This is a genomic window from Bacillus sp. GS3m_15504, assembly GCF_055825275.1.
The window spans coordinates 342,050-362,646 of the sequence record NZ_JBVVNL010000001.1 but is presented as its reverse complement, the minus strand read 5'-3'; the positions used below and the strand labels follow the sequence as shown (position 1 = coordinate 362,646).

The window sequence follows — 20,597 nt, the reverse complement described above, 5'->3', positions numbered from 1 at the left end:
TAAAATAGTTTACTTTTTTAAACTTAAAGTATATTATACTATACATAATCATTGAATTTCGAAAGGAGTGCTATACTTCATGCGCGCAATTTTATTAGGCCTTTTATCATCAGCCTTTTTTTCTGCAACTTTTATTATAAATCGAGCGATGAATGTATCTGGAACGAGCTGGGCTTGGACAGCTTCCTTCCGTTTTTTATTTGCTCTCCCTATTTTATTCCTTATCGTTTTATTTCGCAAAAACTTAAGGGAGTTATGGGAAGAATTAAAGAAACATCCATTGGCTTGGATCGGGTGGGGTTCTGTTGCTGGTATTGGTTTCTATTCTTTATTAAGTTTTGCAGCTGTCTTTTCTCCAGCTTGGCTCGTTGCTGGAACTTGGCAAGTTACGATATTAGCAGGTTTACTACTATCACCACTATTTTTCGTTAAAATAGAAACAAAATCAGGTACGAAACTTGTACGCGGAAAAATTCCACTTCGTAGTTTATATGTCGCCTTATTTATTTTACTTGGTGTAATTTGTATGCAAGCAACTGCTGCCGGTCACATTACAATAACTCAGTTCATTTCAGGGTTTTTACCTGTCGTGTTAGCTGCTTTCTTATATCCGTTCGGTAACCGAAAAATGATGGAACTTGTTGGCGGGCGTCTTGATACATTCCAACGTGTATTAGGAATGGCAATAGGTAGTCTTCCTATAACCATTTTACTTGGTATATACGGATTTTCTACTACGGGTATTCCAACATCGAGCCAAATGCTGCAAGGATTTTTGTTAGCATTATGTTCTGGCGTTATAGCGACAATGACATTTTTCTTTGCTACTGACTTAGCAAAAGATAATCTCGCTCTGCTTGGAGCTGTTGAAGCAACGCAAGCTGGAACAATGGTCTTTACCGTGCTTGGCGAAATTGTTTTCTTGAATGGTTCATTTCCCGGCGGGCTTTCCCTACTTGGAATGATTATTATTATGTTAGGAATGGTTGCAAATAGCATTTTAAACCGTTCTGTTCCAGTCGTTAAACAGAAAAAAACAGCTTAAAAAAGAGTATGGTTCTATAACAAAGAACCATACTCTTTTTTTATTGTCCCCCTATTTTGCCTTATCAGAATAGTATTTCATTGGCTGTTTATACTAAAACCTATGTTATAATACGTTTCATGCGCAATAATAGGAGGTAAATTATGTTAAAAAAAGCAATCGCTGAATTTATTGGTACATTTGTACTAGTATTATTCGGAACTGGAGTAGCTGTCATTGGCGGCGGAATTGAAGGAATTGGGACATTAGGAATCGCTATGGCTTTCGGTCTATCTATTGTGGCTATGGCATATAGCATCGGAACAATTTCTGGATGTCACATTAACCCAGCAGTATCAGTAGCTATGTTCATCAATAAAAGAATGAACGCTATGGAACTTTGTTATTATGTATTAGCTCAAATTTTAGGTGGTTTATTAGGAACTGCAACATTGGTAACAATTTTACAATCCGCTAAAACACCTTTAGATAATTTAGGACAAAATGGTTTTGGAACTCTTGGTTTATCTGGAGCATTTCTAGTTGAATTTATTTTAACTTTCGTATTCATTTTAGTAATCGTTGCTGTAACAGGTAAAAAAGGAAGTTCTTCTCTAGCAGGATTAGTAATTGGTTTCACATTAGTTTTAGTCCACTTATTAGGTATTCCGTTAACTGGGACTTCTGTTAACCCAGCTCGTAGTATCGCACCAGCTTTATTCGTTGGCGGAGAAGCACTTTCTCAACTATGGGTATTCATCGTTGCACCAATTCTTGGCGGTATCGTAGCAGCTATCGTAGGCAAATTCATTTTAAATACTGAAAAATAAAATTTTCAATATTTCTGAATAAAAAAAGGCGAGCCCTCATTATGAGGATGCTCGCTTTTTTACTCTTTCATTTTAGACTTTAAATTTGTAACTAATTGATCTACCGTTACATTTGCAAGTACGTTTTCCATCGCTTCTTGCGCTTGCATTAAAATAATTTCTAATACTGATTGAATATTAGCTCCTACTGGACATTCAATGTTGGGATTTTCATGGAAGGAAAATAGCTGTCCTTCTTCTACAACTTCCACTGCTTTATATACATCAAGTAATGTAATTTCTTCTAAATCACGAGCAAGTGTCGTACCACCTTTACCAGCTTGTACATCAACAAGTCCTGCTCTCTTCAACATTCCTGTAATGCGACGAATCACAACTGGATTTGTATTCACACTACCGGCAATCCATTCAGAGGTACAGCGAGAGTTTCGATCTATCGCAAGTAATGTCAGCATATGAACACCTACTGTAAAACGACTACTAATCCCCATCTGCACACCCTCCTTTTTATTCATTCTATTAAAAGACGACTCTTATTATTATATACTATTTTTAATTTATACATAAAGAAAAAGCATGATTTCAATAGAAAACCATGCTTTTCTCTCGTTATTGACGCTTTATGAATTTTGCTAAATCTTTAAATTTCACTTTGTCTGAGTAATTCATTACACCGTTTACGTAAATGCGGCTTGTAAGCATATTGACGATAACAATAGTCACCAATAAAATGACTAACGTCACAATAATTTCTACAGTGCCCGCTTCACCAGATACAAGCCTTGAAAAAGTAACCATAGGTGTAAAGAATGGAATATATGAACTAACTATAGCTAATGTACTATTTGGATCAAATAATGATTTAAGACTAATAAAAAATGCTGCCATACCTAACATTGTAATTGGGAACGAAAGAGATTGTACATCCTCAATTTTTGATACAACAGCACCAACCGCTGCATATAGCATTGCGTATAGTAAGTAACCCGTAACAAAATACACAAAGAACATACTAATTACTACAGCATCCAATTTAGAAAAATCTAGTGTGAGTCCTATTAAAGATGCATTTTCTAAATCTACCCATCCTAATAAATTTGGTACAACAAAACCGAAAGAAGCAATAACAAGTAATAGTAAAGCACTAGAAACAATTGCTAAAATTTTGGCATGTAGCATTGTTAATGGTTTTACTTTCGGAAGCATTAACTCCATAACACGGGATGATTTTTCAGATGCTACAGTTGTTCCAATTGCAGCACCAAAGATAACAATAAACATATATAAAGCGAACGAGAAAACATAGCCAATCCCAAAGGAAGATGCGTGATCCTTTACTGCCTCTTGCTTTAACGGAATTTCCATCTGTAACTGCTTTGCTACTTCTGCAGATACGTTATTTTTTTCAATCATTACCGCTGTATACTGTTCCTTCAAATAACTCGCCATAAGTGTAGCAGTTGATTGACTTGGAAAACCACTATACATATACGTCACTTCTGGAATACCATTCTTTTCTGTAATACGGAATAAACCGTCTAAATCCCCATCTTCTACTTGCTTACGTAGCTCATTAAACTTCTCCTTATTTTCTACCGTTACTTTAGCAGACGGAAGTAACTTTGTTACATCACTTTCTTGCACTTTATACGTATCGCTTTCTGTTACTACAGCAAATTTATCTTTTCCTTTATCGTTATCAGCTGTGAAATGATTAAAAGCAAAAAGCCCAAACACAATTAAAAATAAAATCGCACTCGTAATTAATGATTTTTTAGATAAAAACGCTTCTCTAAAATAAAATGAAAATACATGTGAAAATTTACGCATCGTTATTTCGCCCTCTCTACAAAGATTTCGTTTAACGTCGGCTCTAACATTTTAAATTGTCGTAAAGTAACACCTTGCTCTTGCAATTGTTGTAAAATGTTGAGAGCTTCTGCATCATCTTGTACTTTTACATAAAGAAGGCCTTGTTGTTTTTCATACGATACATGTATAGCTTGTAACCCCTTCTCATTCTCTTCTGTATCTTCAATCGTTAAATTACGGAAACCATATTCTTTTTTAATATCACTTAACTGGCCTTTTACGACTGCTTCTCCTTTTTTCAAAATACATACATGTTGGCAAAAAGCTTCTACTTGTTCCATACGATGACTAGATAAAATAATTGTCTTTCCGCTCTGTACTTGTTCTTCAATAATGCTAGCTAACATCCCAGCGTTAACTGGATCCAGTCCGCTAAATGGCTCATCTAAAATGAGAAGTTCTGGATTATGAAGAAGAGCAGCAATTAATTGAATTTTTTGCTGGTTCCCTTTTGAAAGCTCTCCTGCTGTTTTAAATTTATATTCTGGTATCGCTAATCGATCTAACCAATGATCAATAGCAAGATCTACTTCTTTTTTCGTCATTCCTTCTAATCTACCAAAATATCGCAACTGGTCTATTACTCTACTTTTTGTATATAAACCTCTTTCTTCTGGTAAGTATCCTATCGTTACCCCACTAGTCCCAAATGGTTTTCCATCCCATGTAATAGAGCCTTCATTAGGTGTTAATAGTCCGAGAAGCATTTTGATTGTCGTTGTCTTTCCTGCACCATTTCGTCCAAGTAATCCTAACACTTCACCTTTTGGTAATGAAATTTGCAAGCTGTTAACAGCTTTTGATTCCCCAAATTGTTTCGTTAAGTTTTGAATTTGTAAACTCAAAGTATAAAGCCTCCCCTTTAGTATCATTCATACTCTCTTTCAAAGACTATGTTTATTCAGGATAAAATATAGCACTACACTCCATCCTCTTATTATGTAGCATCTCTCTAATCCATCATTTGTTTCATTTAGTTAAAATTGTAAATAAAATCACATGATTTGTCAATTATAATTGTCATTTCGACAATTAAACTTGTCAAAATAATTCCCATCATTTTTTCTCATCTTTCTAATATAGGACATACTACTATATATACAAAAGACAATATGCAAATGTTCATACAAAAAATATTATTTTTCGATATATAATATTAACTGGTTTTCTAACATCAAGGAGGGTACATATGAAGATGAAGAGGGGCATTACCACTTTATTATCTGTAGCGGTTCTATCTACATCGCTTGTAGCATGTTCAGGAATAACAGAGAAAACAGTGGCGAAAGAAGAGAAAGTAAAATTAACAGACCAGCAATTAATGGCTGATTTATGGTATCAAACAGCCGGTGAAATGAAAGCACTGTACTACCAAGGATACAATATCGGTCAATTGAAGCTTGATGCAGTTCTTGCAAAAGGGACAGAGAAAAAACCTGCTATCGTACTTGATTTAGATGAAACTGTTTTAGACAACAGTCCTCATCAAGCAATGAGCGTAAAAACAGGCAAAGGCTATCCATATAAATGGGATGATTGGATTAATAAGGCTGAAGCTGAAGCCCTCCCAGGTGCAATTGATTTCTTAAAATATACAGAGTCTAAAAGTGTAGATATTTACTACATCTCAAATCGTAAAACGAACCAACTAGATGCAACAATTAAAAATCTTGAGCGTGTAGGTGCTCCTCAAGCAACAAAAGAACATATATTACTACAAGACCCGAAAGAAAAAGGAAAAGAAAAACGACGTGAACTTGTTTCTCAAACACATGATATCGTCTTATTCTTCGGTGATAACTTATCTGACTTCACTGGTTTTGATGGAAAGTCTGTAAAAGATCGCAATCAAGCAGTAGCAGATTCAAAAGCACAATTTGGTGAGAAATTTATTATTTTCCCAAATCCGATGTATGGTGATTGGGAAGGCGCTTTATATGATTATAATTTCAAAAAATCAGATGCAGAAAAAGATAAAATCCGTCATGACAACTTAAAATCATTTGATGCAAAATAAACACTTCTACACGTCTATTTTTCGCCTTTCCTTCTTGTGTATCATTTGGAGCAATTGAACGGTATTCGCCGTAACCAATCGCACTAAATTTTTCTGGTTGTAATTCTTTATTTTGGAGCAATACTTGCATAAAATTAACTGCCCGCTGCGTACTTAATTCCCAATTCGATGCAAACTGTGCGTTGGCAATAGGGACATTATCCGTATGACCAGATACTGTGATTTCACGAGGTGACGCTGAAACAAGTAAGCTAGACATTTCTTTCGCAATACCTAGTGATTCTAATTTCACGTCGGCTTTCCCAGAATCAAATAGTACATTTTCTAATATCGTTACCATTAATCCCTTTTCAGTTAATTTAGTTTGAAAAGAAGAGGATAATTGCTTTTCATTAATATATTGATCAATCTTTTTTTGTAATGCTTTCAATTCATCCATTTCTTTTTTTTCTTTTTCTCTAGCTTCTTCTTGTTTTTTTGCTTGTTCTGTCTCAAGGCTACTTGCTGATAATTCCTTTTCATCATTTGGCTTCTGATCACTTAAAAACTCTTTATTTCCTGTTCCACCTGCTAGTTCGCTTCGGAACGCTACTGCCATCTGTTTAAACTTCGCTGCATCTATACTACTCATTGCGAATAAAACGATAAACAGTGCAAATAACAACGTTAACATGTCAGAATATGGAATTAACCACGTTTCATCAATATGTTCCTCATGTTTTTTCTTTTTGCCTCTTCTATTTTTCTTACTCCGCATTTTTTTCTGCTCCTTTTTCTAGCTTTTTACGCTCAGTCGCAGATAGTGAACCTAAAATGCGGTTCTTCATAATAAACGGATATGTACCTTCTTGTAACATTAATAAACAATCAATGATTAAACGCTTTTTTTCGATTTCAGCTGCAGATTTTTGTTTTAACTTATTAGCAAATGGATGCCATAATACATAACCTGAAAAAATACCAAAAATCGTCGCAATAAACGCACCTGAAATAGCATGTCCTAACTTTTCAATATCAGTTAAATTACCAAGTGCAGCTACAAGACCGATAACAGCACCTAAAACCCCTAGTGTTGGTGCATATGTACCAGCTTGAGAAAAAATTGCAGCTCCCTTTGCATGCCTTTCTTCAATTGCTTCTAATTCAGCTTCTAAAATCTGTTCTAAATCTTCTGCAGATACGCCATCAATTACAAATTTCATACCACGTAAAAGAAATTCATCTTGAATTTTGTCTAATTGTTGCTCTAAAGACAAAATACCGTATTTTCTACTTTCTGATGTCCAATGAACAAATAATTCTAGCAACTGTTCATAACTTAAATCCTTTTTATTTGAACCAAAAAGAACTTTAAATAATTTTGGAACTCTTTTTAGTTGATTCATCGGAAAGGCTATACATACTGCAGCTAATGTACCGATAAAAATAATTAATGCCGCGGCAGGATTCAATAAGGATGTTACGTCAGCGCCCTTGACAACCATCCCTACTACCACTGCTACAAATCCTAAAATAAGTCCAATAATTGTTGCAAAATCCATTCCCATTCACTCCTAGTCTATACAAGAAGTTCCTTATTCTCGATAATCGCTACATCTTCTTATGTATATATATTACATAAAAAATTCATTTCATGAAAGATAAGAAATGAATTAAATGAAAAAATACTACAATTTCACACATTTTCTGACATTTTCTTTGCATTTCTATTACGTTACGACTCTTATATTTCTTTTTCAACAAACTAGACTTATAATAAAAACAATACATATTCTATTAAGAAAGGATTGTGATTACAAGGCATCATGAAAAAAATAATTATTATTTCTGCCGCTACTATTGTAATCGGTATCACATCTTTCGCTTATTTCGGTTCCAAATCACCACTACAAAACGAGGCGAGAGCTGTCGAAAGTCAACAACATAGTAATCACCAAAAAGAAGAGATTCCTGCTTTTCCAAAAGCTGATCATAACGCCAAGAAGCTAGACAATGATTTTTCCGTTGTAACAAATCCAGATTCTAACCTTGTATTAGTTAATAAACATCGAAAACTACCAGATGGATACACACCTGAAGACTTAACAAGACCAAATGTACCATTTACTAGTCCGAAAGATAAAGAAAAAACATTGCTACGCAAAGATGCTGCAGATGCGCTTGAAAATATGTTTGAAGCAGCAAAGAAAGAAGGACTTGAACTTACAGCTGTATCTGGTTATCGTTCATACAAACGCCAAAAATCATTACATGATACATACGTTAGACGTCAAGGAAAAGCCGAGGCAGATTCAGTAAGCGCTATTCCTGGTACGAGTGAACATCAAACTGGTTTAGCAATGGATATTAGTTCAAAATCTGCTAAATTCCAATTAGAGCCTATTTTTGGAGAGACAGCCGAAGGTAAATGGGTTGCAAAACATGCTCATGAATTTGGCTTTGTCATTCGTTATTTAGAAGATAAAACAGAAACAACCGAATATTCATATGAACCGTGGCATTTGCGCTACGTTGGAAATCCATACGCTACATACATATATAAACATCATTTAACATTAGAAGAAGCGATGGAAGACAAAAAATAAGAGAGCGTTTTGCTCTCTTATTTTTCTTTCACTCTATTATTGTAGTAATTTTTTCTTCCACTCTTCAGGCCACGGTTCGCCTCTTCCCGTTTTTTTCGATGCTTGAACCATCATTCCACGACCAACTAAGCAAACTTCTCCTTCTACATTCTTCACCATATAATGCAAATCTAATGAAGAATTCCCAACTGATCCCGCCTTTACATACACCTTCAACTGTTCATCAAAATATATTTGCTTAATAAAATTACATTGTAAATCCGCAACAACAATCATCGTTTCTGAAGATTCATGCGTCCATTCTTGCATAAATCCAAGTTCTTTAAACAATGCGATACGTGCTTCTTCAAAATAGGTAAAGGCAACGACATTATTTACATGTCCAAACATATCTACTTCACCAAAACGAACCTTTACAGAGTTGTAAAACGAAAAACCACTTTCCCATTGCTCAAAGTCTTCAATATAAGAAATCCTCTTCATTGTTCCCTCTCCTTTTCACCTTCGAATAAAAAGAATAAACAGAATAAACAGAAAAATAAAGTTATAAATATTGCCTCTTCGATATGAAGAGGCAATATTTATTAATAGTTATTGTCGCTACCAAAGAAATCTTTGAACGATTGAATTGTTGTATCACGGTTTAACGCCGCAATTGAAGTTGTTAATGGAATACCCTTTGGACATGATTGCACACAGTTTTGAGAGTTACCACAGTTTGCAAGTCCTCCATCACCCATAATTGCACGTAAGCGATCTGCTTTATGCATTTCACCCGTTGGATGTGAGTTGAATAAACGAGCTTGTGATAACGGTGCTGGTCCAATAAAGTCAGATTTACTATTTACGTTTGGACATGATTCTAAGCAAACACCACATGTCATACATTTTGAAAGCTCATAAGCCCATTGACGTTTCTTCTCTGGCATTCTTGGCCCTGGTCCTAAGTCATACGTACCATCAATTGGAATCCAAGCTTTAACACGTTTTAGAGCATTAAACATGCGACTACGGTCAACTTGTAAGTCACGAACAACCGGGAATGTCTTCATCGGTTTTAAGCGAATTGGTTGCTCTAATTGATCGATAAGTGCTGTACATGATTGACGTGGTTTTCCGTTAATCACCATCGAACATGCGCCACATACTTCCTCTAGACAGTTCATATCCCATGCAATTGGAGTCGTTTGGTTTCCTTTTGAATCAACAGGATTACGGCGAATTTCCATAAGCGCCGAAATAATATTCATATTTGGACGATAAGGAATTTCAAACTCTTGATCAAACGCTTGCGCGTCTGGTCCGTCTTGTCTCGTAATGATGAGGCGGATTGTTTTCTCAGACATGTTGTTTATCCCCCTTCTCTTCACTCTTAGCAGCTACATCGTGTTTTGAAGAATAATCACGTTTACGTGGTTTAATTAATGAAATATCCACATCTTCGTAATGGAATGCTGGTGCATTTCCTTCTCCTTCAAATTTTGCCATCGTAGTTTTTAAGAAGTTTGCATCATCACGATTTGGGAATTCAGGTTTGTAATGCGCTCCACGGCTCTCATTACGGTTATATGCACCAATTGTAATAACACGTGCTAGCTCAAACATATTTGCAAGTTGGCGTGTAAATGAAGCACCTTGGTTACTCCATCTTGCTGTATCGTTAATGTTAATACGTTTATAACGAGCCATTAACTCTTCAATTTTTGCATCTGTTTCTAATAATTTTTTATTTTCACGAACTACTGTAACATTATCTGTCATCCATTCTCCAAGCTCTTTATGAAGAACATACGCATTTTCGTTACCATCGAGCGTTAAAATATTGTTAAATTTCTCTGTTTCGATTAATTCATTTTGTTCATACACAGTAGATGAAACAGCATCTGATGATTTAGAAAGACCTTTCATATATTCAATTGCATTTGGTCCTGCTACCATACCACCGTAAATTGCTGATAATAGTGAGTTCGCACCAAGACGGTTACCACCGTGCATAGAATAATCACACTCACCTGCTGCAAATAAACCTGGAATATTTGTCATCTGTTTATAATCAACCCATAGTCCGCCCATTGAATAGTGAACAGCTGGGAAGATTTTCATTGGTAGTTTACGAGGATCATCACCTGTAAATTTCTCATAGATTTCAATAATTCCACCAAGTTTAATATCTAGTTCTTTCGGATCTTTATGAGAAAGATCTAAGTAAACCATATTTTCACCGTTAATACCTAGTTTTTGCTCTACGCAAACATCAAAGATTTCACGCGTTGCGATATCACGAGGTACAAGATTTCCGTAAGCCGGATATTTTTCTTCTAAGAAGTACCATGGTTTACCATCTTTATATGTCCAAACACGTCCACCTTCACCACGTGCAGATTCACTCATAAGACGTAATTTATCGTCTCCAGGAATTGCCGTTGGGTGAATTTGAATGAACTCACCGTTTGCATAATATGCGCCTTGTTGATATACAGCAGAAGCTGCTGTACCTGTATTAATAATAGAGTTAGTTGATTTTCCGAAGATGATACCAGGGCCCCCTGTTGCCATAATCACGGCATCAGCTCCGAAACTTTTAATCTCCATTGTTTGTAAGTCTTGTGCAACGATTCCTCGGCACACACCTTCGTCATCAACAACAGCTCGTAAGAAATCCCAACCTTCATATTTCGTTACAAGTCCTGCTACTTCATGACGACGTACTTGCTCATCTAATGCGTATAGTAATTGCTGTCCAGTTGTTGCACCAGCAAATGCTGTACGGTGATGTTGCGTTCCACCAAAACGACGGAAATCAAGAAGTCCTTCTTCCGTACGGTTGAACATAACACCCATACGGTCCATTAAATGAATGATACCAGGTGCTGCTTCACACATTGCTTTAACTGGTGGTTGGTTCGCTAAGAAGTCCCCACCATAAATTGTATCGTCAAAGTGGATCCATGGAGAATCCCCTTCACCTTTCGTATTCACGGCACCGTTAATTCCACCTTGGGCACATACAGAATGCGAACGTTTTACTGGTACTAAAGAGAACAGTTCAACATTTACTCCTGCTTCCGCCGCTTTAATCGTTGCCATTAAGCCAGCCAAGCCACCGCCGACTACTATAAGTTTCCCTTTCATGCTCTCCCACTCCTTACTGGTTTGCTAGCTGTGGATCGATGAACGCTAATAATGCACTCACACCTACATAAGATAGACCTAAGAAAATAGCTAATGTTACATAAGTAGAGATTCTTTGTGAACGTGGTGATACTGTAATTCCCCAGCTAATGCAGAATGTCCATAGTCCATTTGCAAAGTGGAAAATTGTTGAAACAACACCAACTAAGTAGAATGCGAACATAGCTGGATTGTTTAAAATATCAGCCATCATATCATAGTTTACCTCTTTACCTAACATTGCTTGAATACGAGTTTCCCAGACGTGCCAAGCAATGAAAATCAGCGTAACGATACCTGAAATTCTTTGGAAGACGAACATCCAGTTACGGAAATAACCGTAAGAAACCGCATTGTTCTTAGCTGTAAATGCAATATATAAGCCATATATAGCATGGTACAGTATTGGTAAAAAGATAATGAAAATTTCTAGCGCATACCGGAATGGAAGGAGCTCCATAAAGCCTGCAGCTTTGTTAAAAGCCTCTGCTCCTCGTGTTGCAAAGTTGTTTACAATTAAATGTTGCGTCAAAAAGACACCAACCGGGATGACCCCCATTAATGAGTGCCACTTACGAAACGTATACTCGCGGCCTTTCATGTCCCCATTACCCCCCTTGAGTGATTGACTGCTGTTTTCAGATTAGTTTATGGCAATAATGTTTTTTCACTATTGGCATAAGAAAAACTGAAAAAATTATTCGAAATATTTCAGCATAATTTGATACCAAGTTCATTTTACTCCTATTTTTGTCGAAGCGTCAAGAAAACGTATACATAATTTGCATATAATTTGCCATTTCTTTTTTTCTTCTTATATATTCAGATTTTCCTAAAGAAAAATCTGTTTTTATAAATGGGAAATGTTATATAATAATCCCTATAGAAAGAGGGGAATATTGTGAGTAAAAATACAATCGATACAACATCTTTAGAAGATGTTTCATTGAACGCCTTCGCTTATGAATTGCTACGTGAAGAATTACTACCTGATTTAATCGGTAACGATTTAGATGGTATTTTATACTGGTCCGGTAGAAACCTTGCAAGAAAATATCCACTAGAAACAATTGAAGAAGTCATTCAGTTCTTTGAAAAAGCTGGCTGGGGCACTTTAAGCATTATTGAACATAAGCGTCGTGAAATGCAGTTCCAACTTAAAGGCACGCTCATTGCTGAACGTCAAAAACAAAAAAGACATTCTTCTTATCAATTAGAAGCTGGATTCATCGCTGAACAAATTCAAAAGCAACGAAACGTCGTTGCAGAGTCCTACGAAGAAAAGAAAAAACGTTCAGACTCTATTACATTTCTTGTGAAATGGGATATAAAAGATCTTATTGAAGTGTAGCATTACCCGCGGTCAACTAGACATATAAGTTTAGTTGACTTTTTCGTATTTTCATTCATTTAGATTTATTTTAAATCTTCAGAAATTATACCAAAAAATAGAAGACATTGTAAACTACAACGTCTTCTTATCTGTTAAATAAGTATAAATCGTCTCTGCGACATTTTTCGGCATACCTGCTTCGACAAATTCCTCTATAGAAGCTTCTTTCATCTTCTTTAATGAACCAAAATGTTTTAACAATACCTTTTTCCGTTTATCACCGATTCCAGGAATATCATCCAGTGCTGATTGAATGACAGATTTCCCGTGTAATTGACGATGAAATGTAATTGCAAATCGATGCACTTCATCTTGAACACGCTGCAATAAATAAAATTCTTGGCTATTTCTCTCCAGCATCACAGGTTCAGGTGGATCTCCAATAATTAAATGAGATGTTTTATGTTTGTCATCTTTTACAAGACCTGCCATCGGAATATATAAACCGAGCTCATTTTCTAGAACATCACTTGCAGCCGCCAGATGACCTTTTCCGCCATCAATAATGATTAAATCTGGTAAAGGTAAACCCTCTTTCAGCGCCCTTGTATAACGGCGTCTCACAACTTCTCTCATAGACTCATAATCATCTGGTCCTTGAACTGTTTTAATTTTATATTTCCTGTATTCTTTCTTAGCTGGTTTCCCATCAATAAAAGCAATCATTGCAGAAACAGGATTTGTCCCTTGAATATTTGAGTTATCAAATGCTTCAATACGATAAGGCGTTTCAATTCCGAGCTGCTTCCCTAAATTCTCTACAGCTTTAATCGTTCGCTCTTCATCACGTTCAATTAAATAGAATTTCTCTTCCAGGGCAATCTTCGCATTTTTATTTGCCAGTTCTACAAGATCTTTTTTCTTACCGCGTTTCGGCTGTGTCGCTTCCACTTCTAAAAAGCGTTCTACTAATTCTGAGTCTATACTTCCTGGAACAACTATTTCTTTCGGCTTAAAATGACTGCTGTTTTCATAAAATTGACCGATAAACGTTAAGAATCCCTCTTCTGGTTCATCATATATTGGAAACATAGAAACATCACGTTCAATTAACTTTCCTTTCCGAACGAAGAAAACTTGAACACACATCCACCCTTTATCAACTGCATAGCCAAACACATCACGGTCCACTAAATCACTCATAATCATCTTTTGTTTTTCCATAATCGCATCGATATGAGCGATTTGATCACGTAACTCTTTTGCACGTTCAAACTCTAGTTTCTCTGAAGCTTCATACATTTTTGTTTCTAATTCTGAACGAACTTCTTTATGCCCACCATTTAAAAACTTAATAATCTCATCTACAATTTCTTTATTTTGTTCTTCCGTCACTTCTTTCACACAAGGTGCTAAACATTGACCCATATGATAATATAAACAAACTTTATCCGGCATATTTGAGCACTTACGAAGCGGATACATACGATCCAGCAGTTTTTTCGTTTCATGAGCTGATTGTGCATTCGGATAAGGGCCAAAATACTTTCCTTTATCCTTTTTTACATTTCGCGTAATAAGTAAGCGCGGTTGTTTCTCAGCTGTAATTTTAATAAAAGGATATGTTTTATCATCTTTTAATTGAATATTATATTTTGGGTCATGTTTTTTTATTAAGTTTAACTCCAAAATGAGCGCCTCTAGATTTGAGGACGTTACAATATATTCAAAATCTACAATTTCTCCTACTAGCCGAAGTGTTTTCCCGTCATGCGAACCAGTAAAGTACGAGCGCACACGATTTTTAAGCACTTTTGCCTTTCCGACATATATAACCGTTCCTTGCTTATCTTTCATTAAATAACAACCAGGTTGATCTGGTAAAATAGCCAATTTTTCTTTTAAATGTTCGTGCACTCGTTACCCTCCATTTCTACATGCTTAGCATTTTTATTTTCACATGAAAACATACTATGCCAAAACACCCAACATACGTTCTTTTATTGTAACGGAAAGGTGTAAAAAAGGAAAATAAAAAAAGCTACCAAATGGTAGCTCCTTTATTTTAGAAGTGTTTAGAAACTAATTCTACTAACGCTTCTTTCGGTTTGTAACCTAACGCTTGATCAACTACTTTACCGTCTTTTAATACGAAAAGAGCTGGAATGCTCATTACTTCGAATTGACGAGCAGTTTCTTGGTTTTCATCCACGTCTACTTTTACTACTTTTACTTTTTCGCCTAGTTCTGCATCAATTTCCTCTAATACAGGAGCGATCATTTTACAAGGTCCACACCAAGGTGCCCAGAAATCTAATAATACAACACCTTCGCTAGTTTCTGCTGCGAAGCTTTGGTCATTTGCGTTTACAATTGCCATTTTATTTCCTCCTTCAAGTATATTCTACCAAGAGTATATCATTAACTTATATACGTGGCGAATAATATGTATCGTTATGTATTGTAACAAAAAAGTGTTCCTTTATACTATATAAAAATACGGATTAAATACTAAAAAGATGAGAGACAGGGGATCTCTCACCTTTTTCTATATATAGGGGTACTTCACTTGGAACTCAAGGGTACTCAAATCATGAATGTACTTTTAACTTTTTAAACTCTTCTGTTAAAAGTGGTACGACTTCAAATAAATCGCCAACAATACCGTAGTCAGCTACTTTGAAGATACTTGCTTCTGGGTCTTTGTTAATCGCAACGATTATTTTTGAGTTAGACATACCAGCTAAATGCTGAATCGCACCAGAAATACCGCACGCAATGTATAGGTCTGGTGTAACAACTTTACCAGTTTGACCAATTTGTAATGAATAATCGCAATACTCAGCGTCACAAGCACCACGAGATGCTCCCACAGCGCCGCCTAGTACGTCAGCTAACTCTTTTAATGGTTTAAATCCGTCTTCACTCTTCACACCGCGTCCGCCAGCGATAATCACTTTCGCTTCTGAAAGGTCAACGCCTTCTGCCGTCTTACGGACGACATCTTGTATGATTGTACGCAAGTCTTTCACATCTACTGTAATAGAAGACACGTCACCACTGCGAGACTCATCTTTTTCAAGCGTTGCGATGTTATTTGGACGCACTGTCGCAAATAAAATGCCGTCTGTTACAATCTTCTTCTCAAATGCTTTACCAGAGTAGATTGGACGAGTGAAGATAACATTTCCACCTTCAACTTCTAAAGCAGTTACGTCAGAAACTAGACCAGCTTCAAGCTTCGCTGCTAATTTTGGTGATAAATCTTTCCCAAGTGCTGTATGTCCAAATACAATACCTTCTGGATTTTCTTCAGCATATACAGCTAAAAATGCTTGTGCATAGCCATCAGATGTATATGATTTTAATTTATCATTTTCAACTGTCACAACGCGATCTGCACCGTAATGAATCAATTCATTTGCAAAAGAAGCAACGCTGTCTCCAACTAGAAGACCTACTACTTCACCGCCTTCTGCAATTGTTTTTGCTGCTGCTACCGCTTCAAACGAAACGTTACGTAGCGATCCATCACGAACTTCACCCATTACTAATACTTTACGAGCCATAGATTTTCCCTCCTGCATATATAATTTCGTATTTTATTAGATTACTTTCGCTTCTGTATGGAGCAACGATACAAGTTCTTTTACTTGATCTTGCAGCTCGCCTTGTAACACTTTTCCTGCATCTTTCTTAGGAGGCAAATAGATTTCAATTGTTTTTGTCTTTGCTTCCACATCATCTTCTTCTAAATCTAAATCATCTAATTCTAATTCTTCTAGTGGCTTTTTCTTCGCTTTCATAATACCTGGAAGCGATGGATAACGCGGTTCATTTAAACCTTGCTGTGCTGTTACTAAAACTGGTAATGAAGTTTCAATCACTTCTGTATCACCTTCAACATCGCGCTCAATCTTCACGTTTGTACCGTCAATTTCAAGTTTTGTAATTGTCGTTACGTACGGAATATTTAATGCTTCAGCTACACGCGGACCAACTTGTCCAGATGCACCATCAATTGCAACGTTTCCGCCTAAAATTAAATCTGCATCTTTATCTTTTAAATATTCAGCAAGCACTTTTGCTGTTGTAAACTGGTCACCATTTTCTACATCATCTTCAATATTAATTAATACCGCTTTATCACAGCCCATCGCTAACGCCGTACGAAGTTCTTTCTCACTATCTTCGCCACCGACTGTTACAACAGTAACTTCTCCACCTTGTGCGTCTCTTACTTGAATTGCTTCTTCAATCGCATATTCATCGTAAGGGTTGATGATGAATTCCGCTTCGCCATCGTAAATTGCACCGTTTTTAATTACGATTTTTTCTTCTGTATCAAATGTTCGTTTCATGAGTACGTAGATGTTCATTCCATTTACCCCCTTGTTTTTCAGAAAGATTCTATCAATTTTAATTTTCTGTTAATTTATATTAAAAAAATAATTGAACTACCTGCCACTAAATGAAGGCTTACGCTTTTCTAAAAATGCTGCTACACCTTCTCTTCCATCTTCACTCGTAAATACTTCACCAAAGATTTGAGCTTCGCGTTGTACACCCTCATAATAATGAGACGATTTCGTCGTTTGCAATAACTCTAGTACAGCACGGGCCGTCGCTGGGCTTTTTCCAGCAATCTGTTTTGCAACTTTAAGCGTATCATCTAAAAATGTTTCTTCAGCAAAAACTCCGTTAACTAGTCCCCATTTTAATGCTTCTGCACCAGTAATCGGTGTACTTGTTAACATCATTTCACAAGCTTTCGCTTTCCCAACATAACGTGGTAATCGCTGTGTACCTGCAAATCCAGGAATTAATCCAAGTGTTAATTCAGGTAAACCAAGTTTTGCGCTTTCAGTTGCAAAGCGCATGTGGCAAGACATAGCAAACTCAAGGCCGCCGCCAAGTGCCGCTCCATGAATTGCCGCGATAACTGGTTTTGAACATTTTTCAACGCGCTCAAACGTAACTTGTCCAAGCTGCGCTAATTCATTCGCTTGCTTCGCTTCAGTAACAGATGTAAATTCTTTAATATCTGCTCCCGCCGAGAAGAAGCGCCCTTCACCATGAATAACAACAACACGAATATTATCATCCTTCTCCACTTGATCAATTAATTCAGTAACGTCATGCATAACTTGTGAAGACATCGCGTTAGCTGGCGCATGATTTAACGTAGCCACCGCGATATGATCTTCAACTCTTACAGATAGGAATTTCAACATGATCCCTCCCATTATTGACGATAACCACAAGCTGCAATAAGTAGCCCGTGTACCGTTTTTGAAAGTGCGACCAGATCATACTTATGATCGCTCATTACCCAATTGGTCACAACTTCATCTACTGTTCCAAAGATCATTTGTCTTGCCACGCGAACATTTAAATCAGCTTGGAATTCACCTTGCTTTATACCTGTCTCTAAAATCTCATCAATGACTTGTAAGTAGCCTTTTAATACTTCATTTATTTTCAGGCGTAAGTCTTGATTGGACTGTCTTAGCTCTAATTGCGTAACGATAGCAAGAGGATCATTTTGCGACAACAGCAAGAAGTGCGTTTCTACCAACATGAATAACTTCGATACAGCGCTTTCAATTCCTGCTGTTTTTTGACGAATTGTTTCGACAAATTCTCCCATCTTCTCTTGGAATAAGGATATTAATATATCTTCTTTATTTTTAAAATATAAATAAATCGTGCCATCAGCTACCCCAGCTTGCTTTGCTATTTTAGAAACTTGCGCTTGGTGGTACCCATTCTCCGCAATCACAATGACTGCCGCATCAATAATTTGATTGTATTTCGGTCTATTTTTCTTCACTTTACTGTCCCCTTCAAGAAGATGACTGAATGAATAGTCATTCATATTCTTATAATACTGACTATTTAGAAAAGTGTCAATCCCATTTTTTCAAAAAGAAAGGGCCTTAGCCCGTTTGCTCATCCTCATTCTTTCTTTTCTCTTCCTCAATTAGGACACGGCGCAAAATTTTTCCAACTGTCGTTTTCGGCAGTTCATCTCTAAACTCATATACTTTCGGCACTTTATAGGCCGCTAAATATTTACGAGCAAACTGATTTAATTCTTCCTCAGAACACTCCGTACCTTCTTTTAACACAACAAACGCTTTAACTGTCTCTCCCCTATACGGATCAGGAACTCCAATCGTCACTACTTCTTGCACCTTTTCATGCTCATATAATACCTCTTCTACTTCACGAGGATACACATTAAATCCGCTCGCAACAATCATATCTTTCTTACGATCTTTCACATAGAAAAAGCCATCTTCATCCATGTAGCCAACATCCCCTGTATGGAGCCATCCATCTTGCAGTACGGCTGCTGTTTCTTCTGGCTTATTCCAATACCCTTTCATAATCTGAGGACCTTTTACTACAATTTCACCGATTTCTCCCGGTCGTAATGCCTCACCAGTTTCAAGCGACATAATCATTGCTTCTGTATCTGGCCACGGAACTCCAATGCTACCTGGTACTCGCTTTTCCCATAAAAAATTACTATGTGTAACTGGAGATGATTCTGTTAAACCATATCCCTCTACTAATTTACCACCTGTAACTGTTTCGAACTTTTCCTGTACTTCTACCGGCAGTGGGGCTGATCCACTAATACAAGCACGAATAGAAGAAATATCGTATTCTTTTAAAAGCGGGCTATTTAAAAGAGCGATATAAATAGTTGGTGCTCCTGGAAACAATGTCACTTTATGCTTCTTAATCGCTTCAAAAACCATTTTCATATCAAATTTTGGAATAAGAACCATTTTGTATCCTTGCATAATACTTAAATTCATAACAGCCGTCATGCCGTACACGTGGAAAAATGGAAGAACCCCAAGAACGACTTCTTCTCCTTCTTTGCAATTATATAACCATTGAACTCCCATCAAAGTGTTAGAAACGAGGTTTTTATGCGTTAACATAACGCCTTTGGGAAATCCAGTTGTTCCTCCTGTGTACTGTAAAAGAGCTAGATCATTTTCAGGATCACAAGGCACCTCAACACCTGTATTCACTTCTTTTTCTACTGAGTTCCAAAGGTGAATCGTTTCACTCTCTGATACTTTTACAACTAAATTCGACTGTTTTTTCTGCACAAATGGATACAATAGATTTTTAGGGAAGGGCAAAAAGTCTGCAATACGAGTTACGATAACATGCTCAATTTTTGTAGCAGATTGAACATTCGTTACTCTTGGAAACACTAAATCAAGGCAAAGAATTACTTTTGCTCCCGAGTCATGAAGTTGATATTCTAATTCTCTTTCTGTATATAATGGATTTGTTTGGACTACGATACCTCCCGCAAGTAATGTACCGTAATAACCAATTACAGCTTGCGGACAATTTGGCAACATAATAGCAACTCGATCACCTTTTCCCACACCGAGCTTTTGAAGATAATTTGCAAATCTCTTCACCTTATCATGGAAGACAGAAAATGTAATATCCTTACCTAAAAAGTGAAGCGCTTTCTTTTCTGGATAGCGAGAAGCCATCTGTTCTACATATTTATGAAGCGGCTGAATATCATAAGAAATCGTACTCGGAATTTCCTCTGGATAACTTTTCAACCATGGTTTTTCCACCTTCATTCCCCCTTCAAATACATAAAAAATAAATGAATGTTCATTCATGATGGTTGTTTTCATTATATTATAGTCACCATAACGTTACAATCATAATATTCTGACTTTTATATAACTATGCTTTACTTCATTAACTTCTT

The 20,597-nt window shown here is 36.5% G+C and carries 21 protein-coding genes; 5 read left to right on the top strand and 16 right to left on the bottom strand.

Features of this window, described 5'->3' with window-relative positions:
* The first annotated feature begins 79 nt into the window (after nucleotides 1-79).
* Entirely contained in the window at nucleotides 80-1,045 is a 966-nt protein-coding gene (locus tag AC0L0O_RS02050; RefSeq protein ID WP_001201652.1) for a DMT family transporter, read from the top strand.
* Nucleotides 1,046-1,188: 143 nt separating this feature from the next.
* Complete coding sequence (locus tag AC0L0O_RS02045; protein WP_000913202.1) at nucleotides 1,189-1,854, top strand: aquaporin; 666 nt, start codon at nucleotides 1,189-1,191, stop codon at nucleotides 1,852-1,854.
* Between the two features lie 59 nt (nucleotides 1,855-1,913).
* Here the strand turns inward: AC0L0O_RS02045 and AC0L0O_RS02040 are convergent, their stop codons facing one another.
* From AC0L0O_RS02040 to AC0L0O_RS02030, 3 genes are all read right to left on the bottom strand, one after another.
* A complete protein-coding gene (locus tag AC0L0O_RS02040) occupies nucleotides 1,914-2,345 on the bottom strand; it encodes an Rrf2 family transcriptional regulator (RefSeq protein ID WP_000512998.1) in 432 nt (143 codons plus the stop codon).
* A 118-nt stretch (nucleotides 2,346-2,463) separates the two neighbouring features.
* The gene (locus AC0L0O_RS02035; RefSeq protein ID WP_001224968.1) at nucleotides 2,464-3,684 is read right to left on the bottom strand and encodes an ABC transporter permease; all 1,221 of its coding nucleotides are present in this window, start codon (nucleotides 3,682-3,684) and stop codon (nucleotides 2,464-2,466) included.
* A gap of 2 nt (nucleotides 3,685-3,686) precedes the next feature.
* Nucleotides 3,687-4,571 (bottom strand): ABC transporter ATP-binding protein, encoded by an 885-nt coding sequence (locus AC0L0O_RS02030; RefSeq protein ID WP_000058137.1) that lies wholly within the window; start codon nucleotides 4,569-4,571, stop codon nucleotides 3,687-3,689.
* A gap of 344 nt (nucleotides 4,572-4,915) precedes the next feature.
* On the opposite strand from AC0L0O_RS02030, the gene AC0L0O_RS02025 reads away from it, so the two are divergent.
* A complete protein-coding gene (locus AC0L0O_RS02025) occupies nucleotides 4,916-5,743 on the top strand; it encodes a 5'-nucleotidase, lipoprotein e(P4) family (RefSeq protein WP_428888962.1) in 828 nt (275 codons plus the stop codon).
* On the opposite strand, the gene motB is transcribed toward AC0L0O_RS02025, so the two are convergent.
* Nucleotides 5,676-6,500 carry a flagellar motor protein MotB gene (motB, locus tag AC0L0O_RS02020; RefSeq protein WP_473785638.1) on the bottom strand — a complete coding sequence of 275 codons (825 nt, stop codon included), beginning with the start codon at nucleotides 6,498-6,500 and terminating at the stop codon, nucleotides 5,676-5,678. The two genes, AC0L0O_RS02025 and motB, sit on opposite strands and share 68 nt — an antisense overlap.
* Nucleotides 6,490-7,284 carry a flagellar motor stator protein MotA gene (gene motA / locus AC0L0O_RS02015; protein WP_000344861.1) on the bottom strand — a complete coding sequence of 265 codons (795 nt, stop codon included), beginning with the start codon at nucleotides 7,282-7,284 and terminating at the stop codon, nucleotides 6,490-6,492. Before motA ends, motB begins: the two co-directional genes overlap by 11 nt.
* Nucleotides 7,285-7,548: 264 nt before the next feature.
* On the opposite strand from motA, the gene AC0L0O_RS02010 reads away from it, so the two are divergent.
* Entirely contained in the window at nucleotides 7,549-8,328 is a 780-nt protein-coding gene (locus AC0L0O_RS02010; RefSeq protein WP_000720184.1) for a M15 family metallopeptidase, read from the top strand.
* Between the two features lie 36 nt (nucleotides 8,329-8,364).
* Here the strand turns inward: AC0L0O_RS02010 and AC0L0O_RS02005 are convergent, their stop codons facing one another.
* The 4 genes from AC0L0O_RS02005 to sdhC all read right to left on the bottom strand — a co-directional run bounded on the left by AC0L0O_RS02005 (nucleotide 8,365) and on the right by sdhC (nucleotide 12,100).
* A complete protein-coding gene (locus AC0L0O_RS02005) occupies nucleotides 8,365-8,811 on the bottom strand; it encodes an acyl-CoA thioesterase (protein ID WP_428888959.1) in 447 nt (148 codons plus the stop codon).
* A gap of 101 nt (nucleotides 8,812-8,912) precedes the next feature.
* Nucleotides 8,913-9,674, bottom strand: a complete 762-nt coding sequence (gene sdhB, locus AC0L0O_RS02000; protein WP_001291827.1) for a succinate dehydrogenase iron-sulfur subunit — start codon at nucleotides 9,672-9,674, stop codon at nucleotides 8,913-8,915.
* Nucleotides 9,667-11,460, bottom strand: coding sequence for a succinate dehydrogenase flavoprotein subunit (gene sdhA / locus AC0L0O_RS01995; RefSeq protein ID WP_000676737.1), 1,794 nt, complete (start codon nucleotides 11,458-11,460; stop codon nucleotides 9,667-9,669). Before sdhA ends, sdhB begins: the two co-directional genes overlap by 8 nt.
* A gap of 13 nt (nucleotides 11,461-11,473) precedes the next feature.
* Nucleotides 11,474-12,100 (bottom strand): succinate dehydrogenase cytochrome B558, encoded by a 627-nt coding sequence (sdhC, locus tag AC0L0O_RS01990; protein ID WP_000678351.1) that lies wholly within the window; start codon nucleotides 12,098-12,100, stop codon nucleotides 11,474-11,476.
* A 300-nt stretch (nucleotides 12,101-12,400) separates the two neighbouring features.
* Here sdhC and AC0L0O_RS01985 point away from each other — a divergent pair, with 300 nt between their 5' ends.
* Nucleotides 12,401-12,850 (top strand): YslB family protein, encoded by a 450-nt coding sequence (locus AC0L0O_RS01985; RefSeq protein ID WP_000042224.1) that lies wholly within the window; start codon nucleotides 12,401-12,403, stop codon nucleotides 12,848-12,850.
* Between the two features lie 114 nt (nucleotides 12,851-12,964).
* On the opposite strand, the gene uvrC is transcribed toward AC0L0O_RS01985, so the two are convergent.
* The 7 genes from uvrC to AC0L0O_RS01950 all read right to left on the bottom strand — a co-directional run bounded on the left by uvrC (nucleotide 12,965) and on the right by AC0L0O_RS01950 (nucleotide 20,457).
* Entirely contained in the window at nucleotides 12,965-14,749 is a 1,785-nt protein-coding gene (gene uvrC / locus AC0L0O_RS01980; protein WP_000544275.1) for an excinuclease ABC subunit C, read from the bottom strand.
* A gap of 148 nt (nucleotides 14,750-14,897) precedes the next feature.
* Nucleotides 14,898-15,212: a thioredoxin gene (gene trxA / locus AC0L0O_RS01975; RefSeq protein ID WP_001018943.1), complete on the bottom strand. Its 315-nt coding sequence runs from the start codon at nucleotides 15,210-15,212 to the stop codon at nucleotides 14,898-14,900.
* Between the two features lie 211 nt (nucleotides 15,213-15,423).
* Nucleotides 15,424-16,401, bottom strand: coding sequence for an electron transfer flavoprotein subunit alpha (gene etfA, locus AC0L0O_RS01970; protein ID WP_000101963.1), 978 nt, complete (start codon nucleotides 16,399-16,401; stop codon nucleotides 15,424-15,426).
* 36 nt (nucleotides 16,402-16,437) lie between these two features.
* Nucleotides 16,438-17,211 carry an electron transfer flavoprotein subunit beta gene (gene etfB / locus AC0L0O_RS01965; RefSeq protein ID WP_001029030.1) on the bottom strand — a complete coding sequence of 258 codons (774 nt, stop codon included), beginning with the start codon at nucleotides 17,209-17,211 and terminating at the stop codon, nucleotides 16,438-16,440.
* A gap of 78 nt (nucleotides 17,212-17,289) precedes the next feature.
* Nucleotides 17,290-18,066: an enoyl-CoA hydratase gene (locus AC0L0O_RS01960; RefSeq protein ID WP_473785637.1), complete on the bottom strand. Its 777-nt coding sequence runs from the start codon at nucleotides 18,064-18,066 to the stop codon at nucleotides 17,290-17,292.
* Nucleotides 18,067-18,077: 11 nt separating this feature from the next.
* Nucleotides 18,078-18,665, bottom strand: coding sequence for a TetR/AcrR family transcriptional regulator (locus tag AC0L0O_RS01955; RefSeq protein ID WP_000742222.1), 588 nt, complete (start codon nucleotides 18,663-18,665; stop codon nucleotides 18,078-18,080).
* A gap of 106 nt (nucleotides 18,666-18,771) precedes the next feature.
* Nucleotides 18,772-20,457, bottom strand: coding sequence for a long-chain-fatty-acid--CoA ligase (locus tag AC0L0O_RS01950; protein WP_025388449.1), 1,686 nt, complete (start codon nucleotides 20,455-20,457; stop codon nucleotides 18,772-18,774).
* Nucleotides 20,458-20,597 lie beyond the last annotated feature (140 nt).

Excerpts from the sequence above, each read along its gene's own strand:
- AC0L0O_RS02035 (WP_001224968.1), bottom strand. The coding sequence starts at position 3,684 with ATGCGTAAATTTTCACATGTATTTTCATTTTATTTTAGAGAAGCGTTT.
- AC0L0O_RS02010 (WP_000720184.1), top strand. The coding sequence starts at position 7,549 with ATGAAAAAAATAATTATTATTTCTGCCGCTACTATTGTAATCGGTATC.
- AC0L0O_RS02040 (WP_000512998.1), bottom strand. The coding sequence starts at position 2,345 with ATGGGGATTAGTAGTCGTTTTACAGTAGGTGTTCATATGCTGACATTA.
- AC0L0O_RS02045 (WP_000913202.1), top strand. The coding sequence starts at position 1,189 with ATGTTAAAAAAAGCAATCGCTGAATTTATTGGTACATTTGTACTAGTA.
- etfB (WP_001029030.1), bottom strand. The coding sequence starts at position 17,211 with ATGAACATCTACGTACTCATGAAACGAACATTTGATACAGAAGAAAAA.
- motA (WP_000344861.1), bottom strand. The coding sequence starts at position 7,284 with ATGGATTTTGCAACAATTATTGGACTTATTTTAGGATTTGTAGCAGTG.
- trxA (WP_001018943.1), bottom strand. The coding sequence starts at position 15,212 with ATGGCAATTGTAAACGCAAATGACCAAAGCTTCGCAGCAGAAACTAGC.
- AC0L0O_RS01960 (WP_473785637.1), bottom strand. The coding sequence starts at position 18,066 with ATGTTGAAATTCCTATCTGTAAGAGTTGAAGATCATATCGCGGTGGCT.
- AC0L0O_RS02050 (WP_001201652.1), top strand. The coding sequence starts at position 80 with ATGCGCGCAATTTTATTAGGCCTTTTATCATCAGCCTTTTTTTCTGCA.
- sdhA (WP_000676737.1), bottom strand. The coding sequence starts at position 11,460 with ATGAAAGGGAAACTTATAGTAGTCGGCGGTGGCTTGGCTGGCTTAATG.
- motB (WP_473785638.1), bottom strand. The coding sequence starts at position 6,500 with ATGCGGAGTAAGAAAAATAGAAGAGGCAAAAAGAAAAAACATGAGGAA.
- AC0L0O_RS02005 (WP_428888959.1), bottom strand. The coding sequence starts at position 8,811 with ATGAAGAGGATTTCTTATATTGAAGACTTTGAGCAATGGGAAAGTGGT.
- sdhC (WP_000678351.1), bottom strand. The coding sequence starts at position 12,100 with ATGAAAGGCCGCGAGTATACGTTTCGTAAGTGGCACTCATTAATGGGG.
- sdhB (WP_001291827.1), bottom strand. The coding sequence starts at position 9,674 with ATGTCTGAGAAAACAATCCGCCTCATCATTACGAGACAAGACGGACCA.
- etfA (WP_000101963.1), bottom strand. The coding sequence starts at position 16,401 with ATGGCTCGTAAAGTATTAGTAATGGGTGAAGTTCGTGATGGATCGCTA.
- AC0L0O_RS02025 (WP_428888962.1), top strand. The coding sequence starts at position 4,916 with ATGAAGATGAAGAGGGGCATTACCACTTTATTATCTGTAGCGGTTCTA.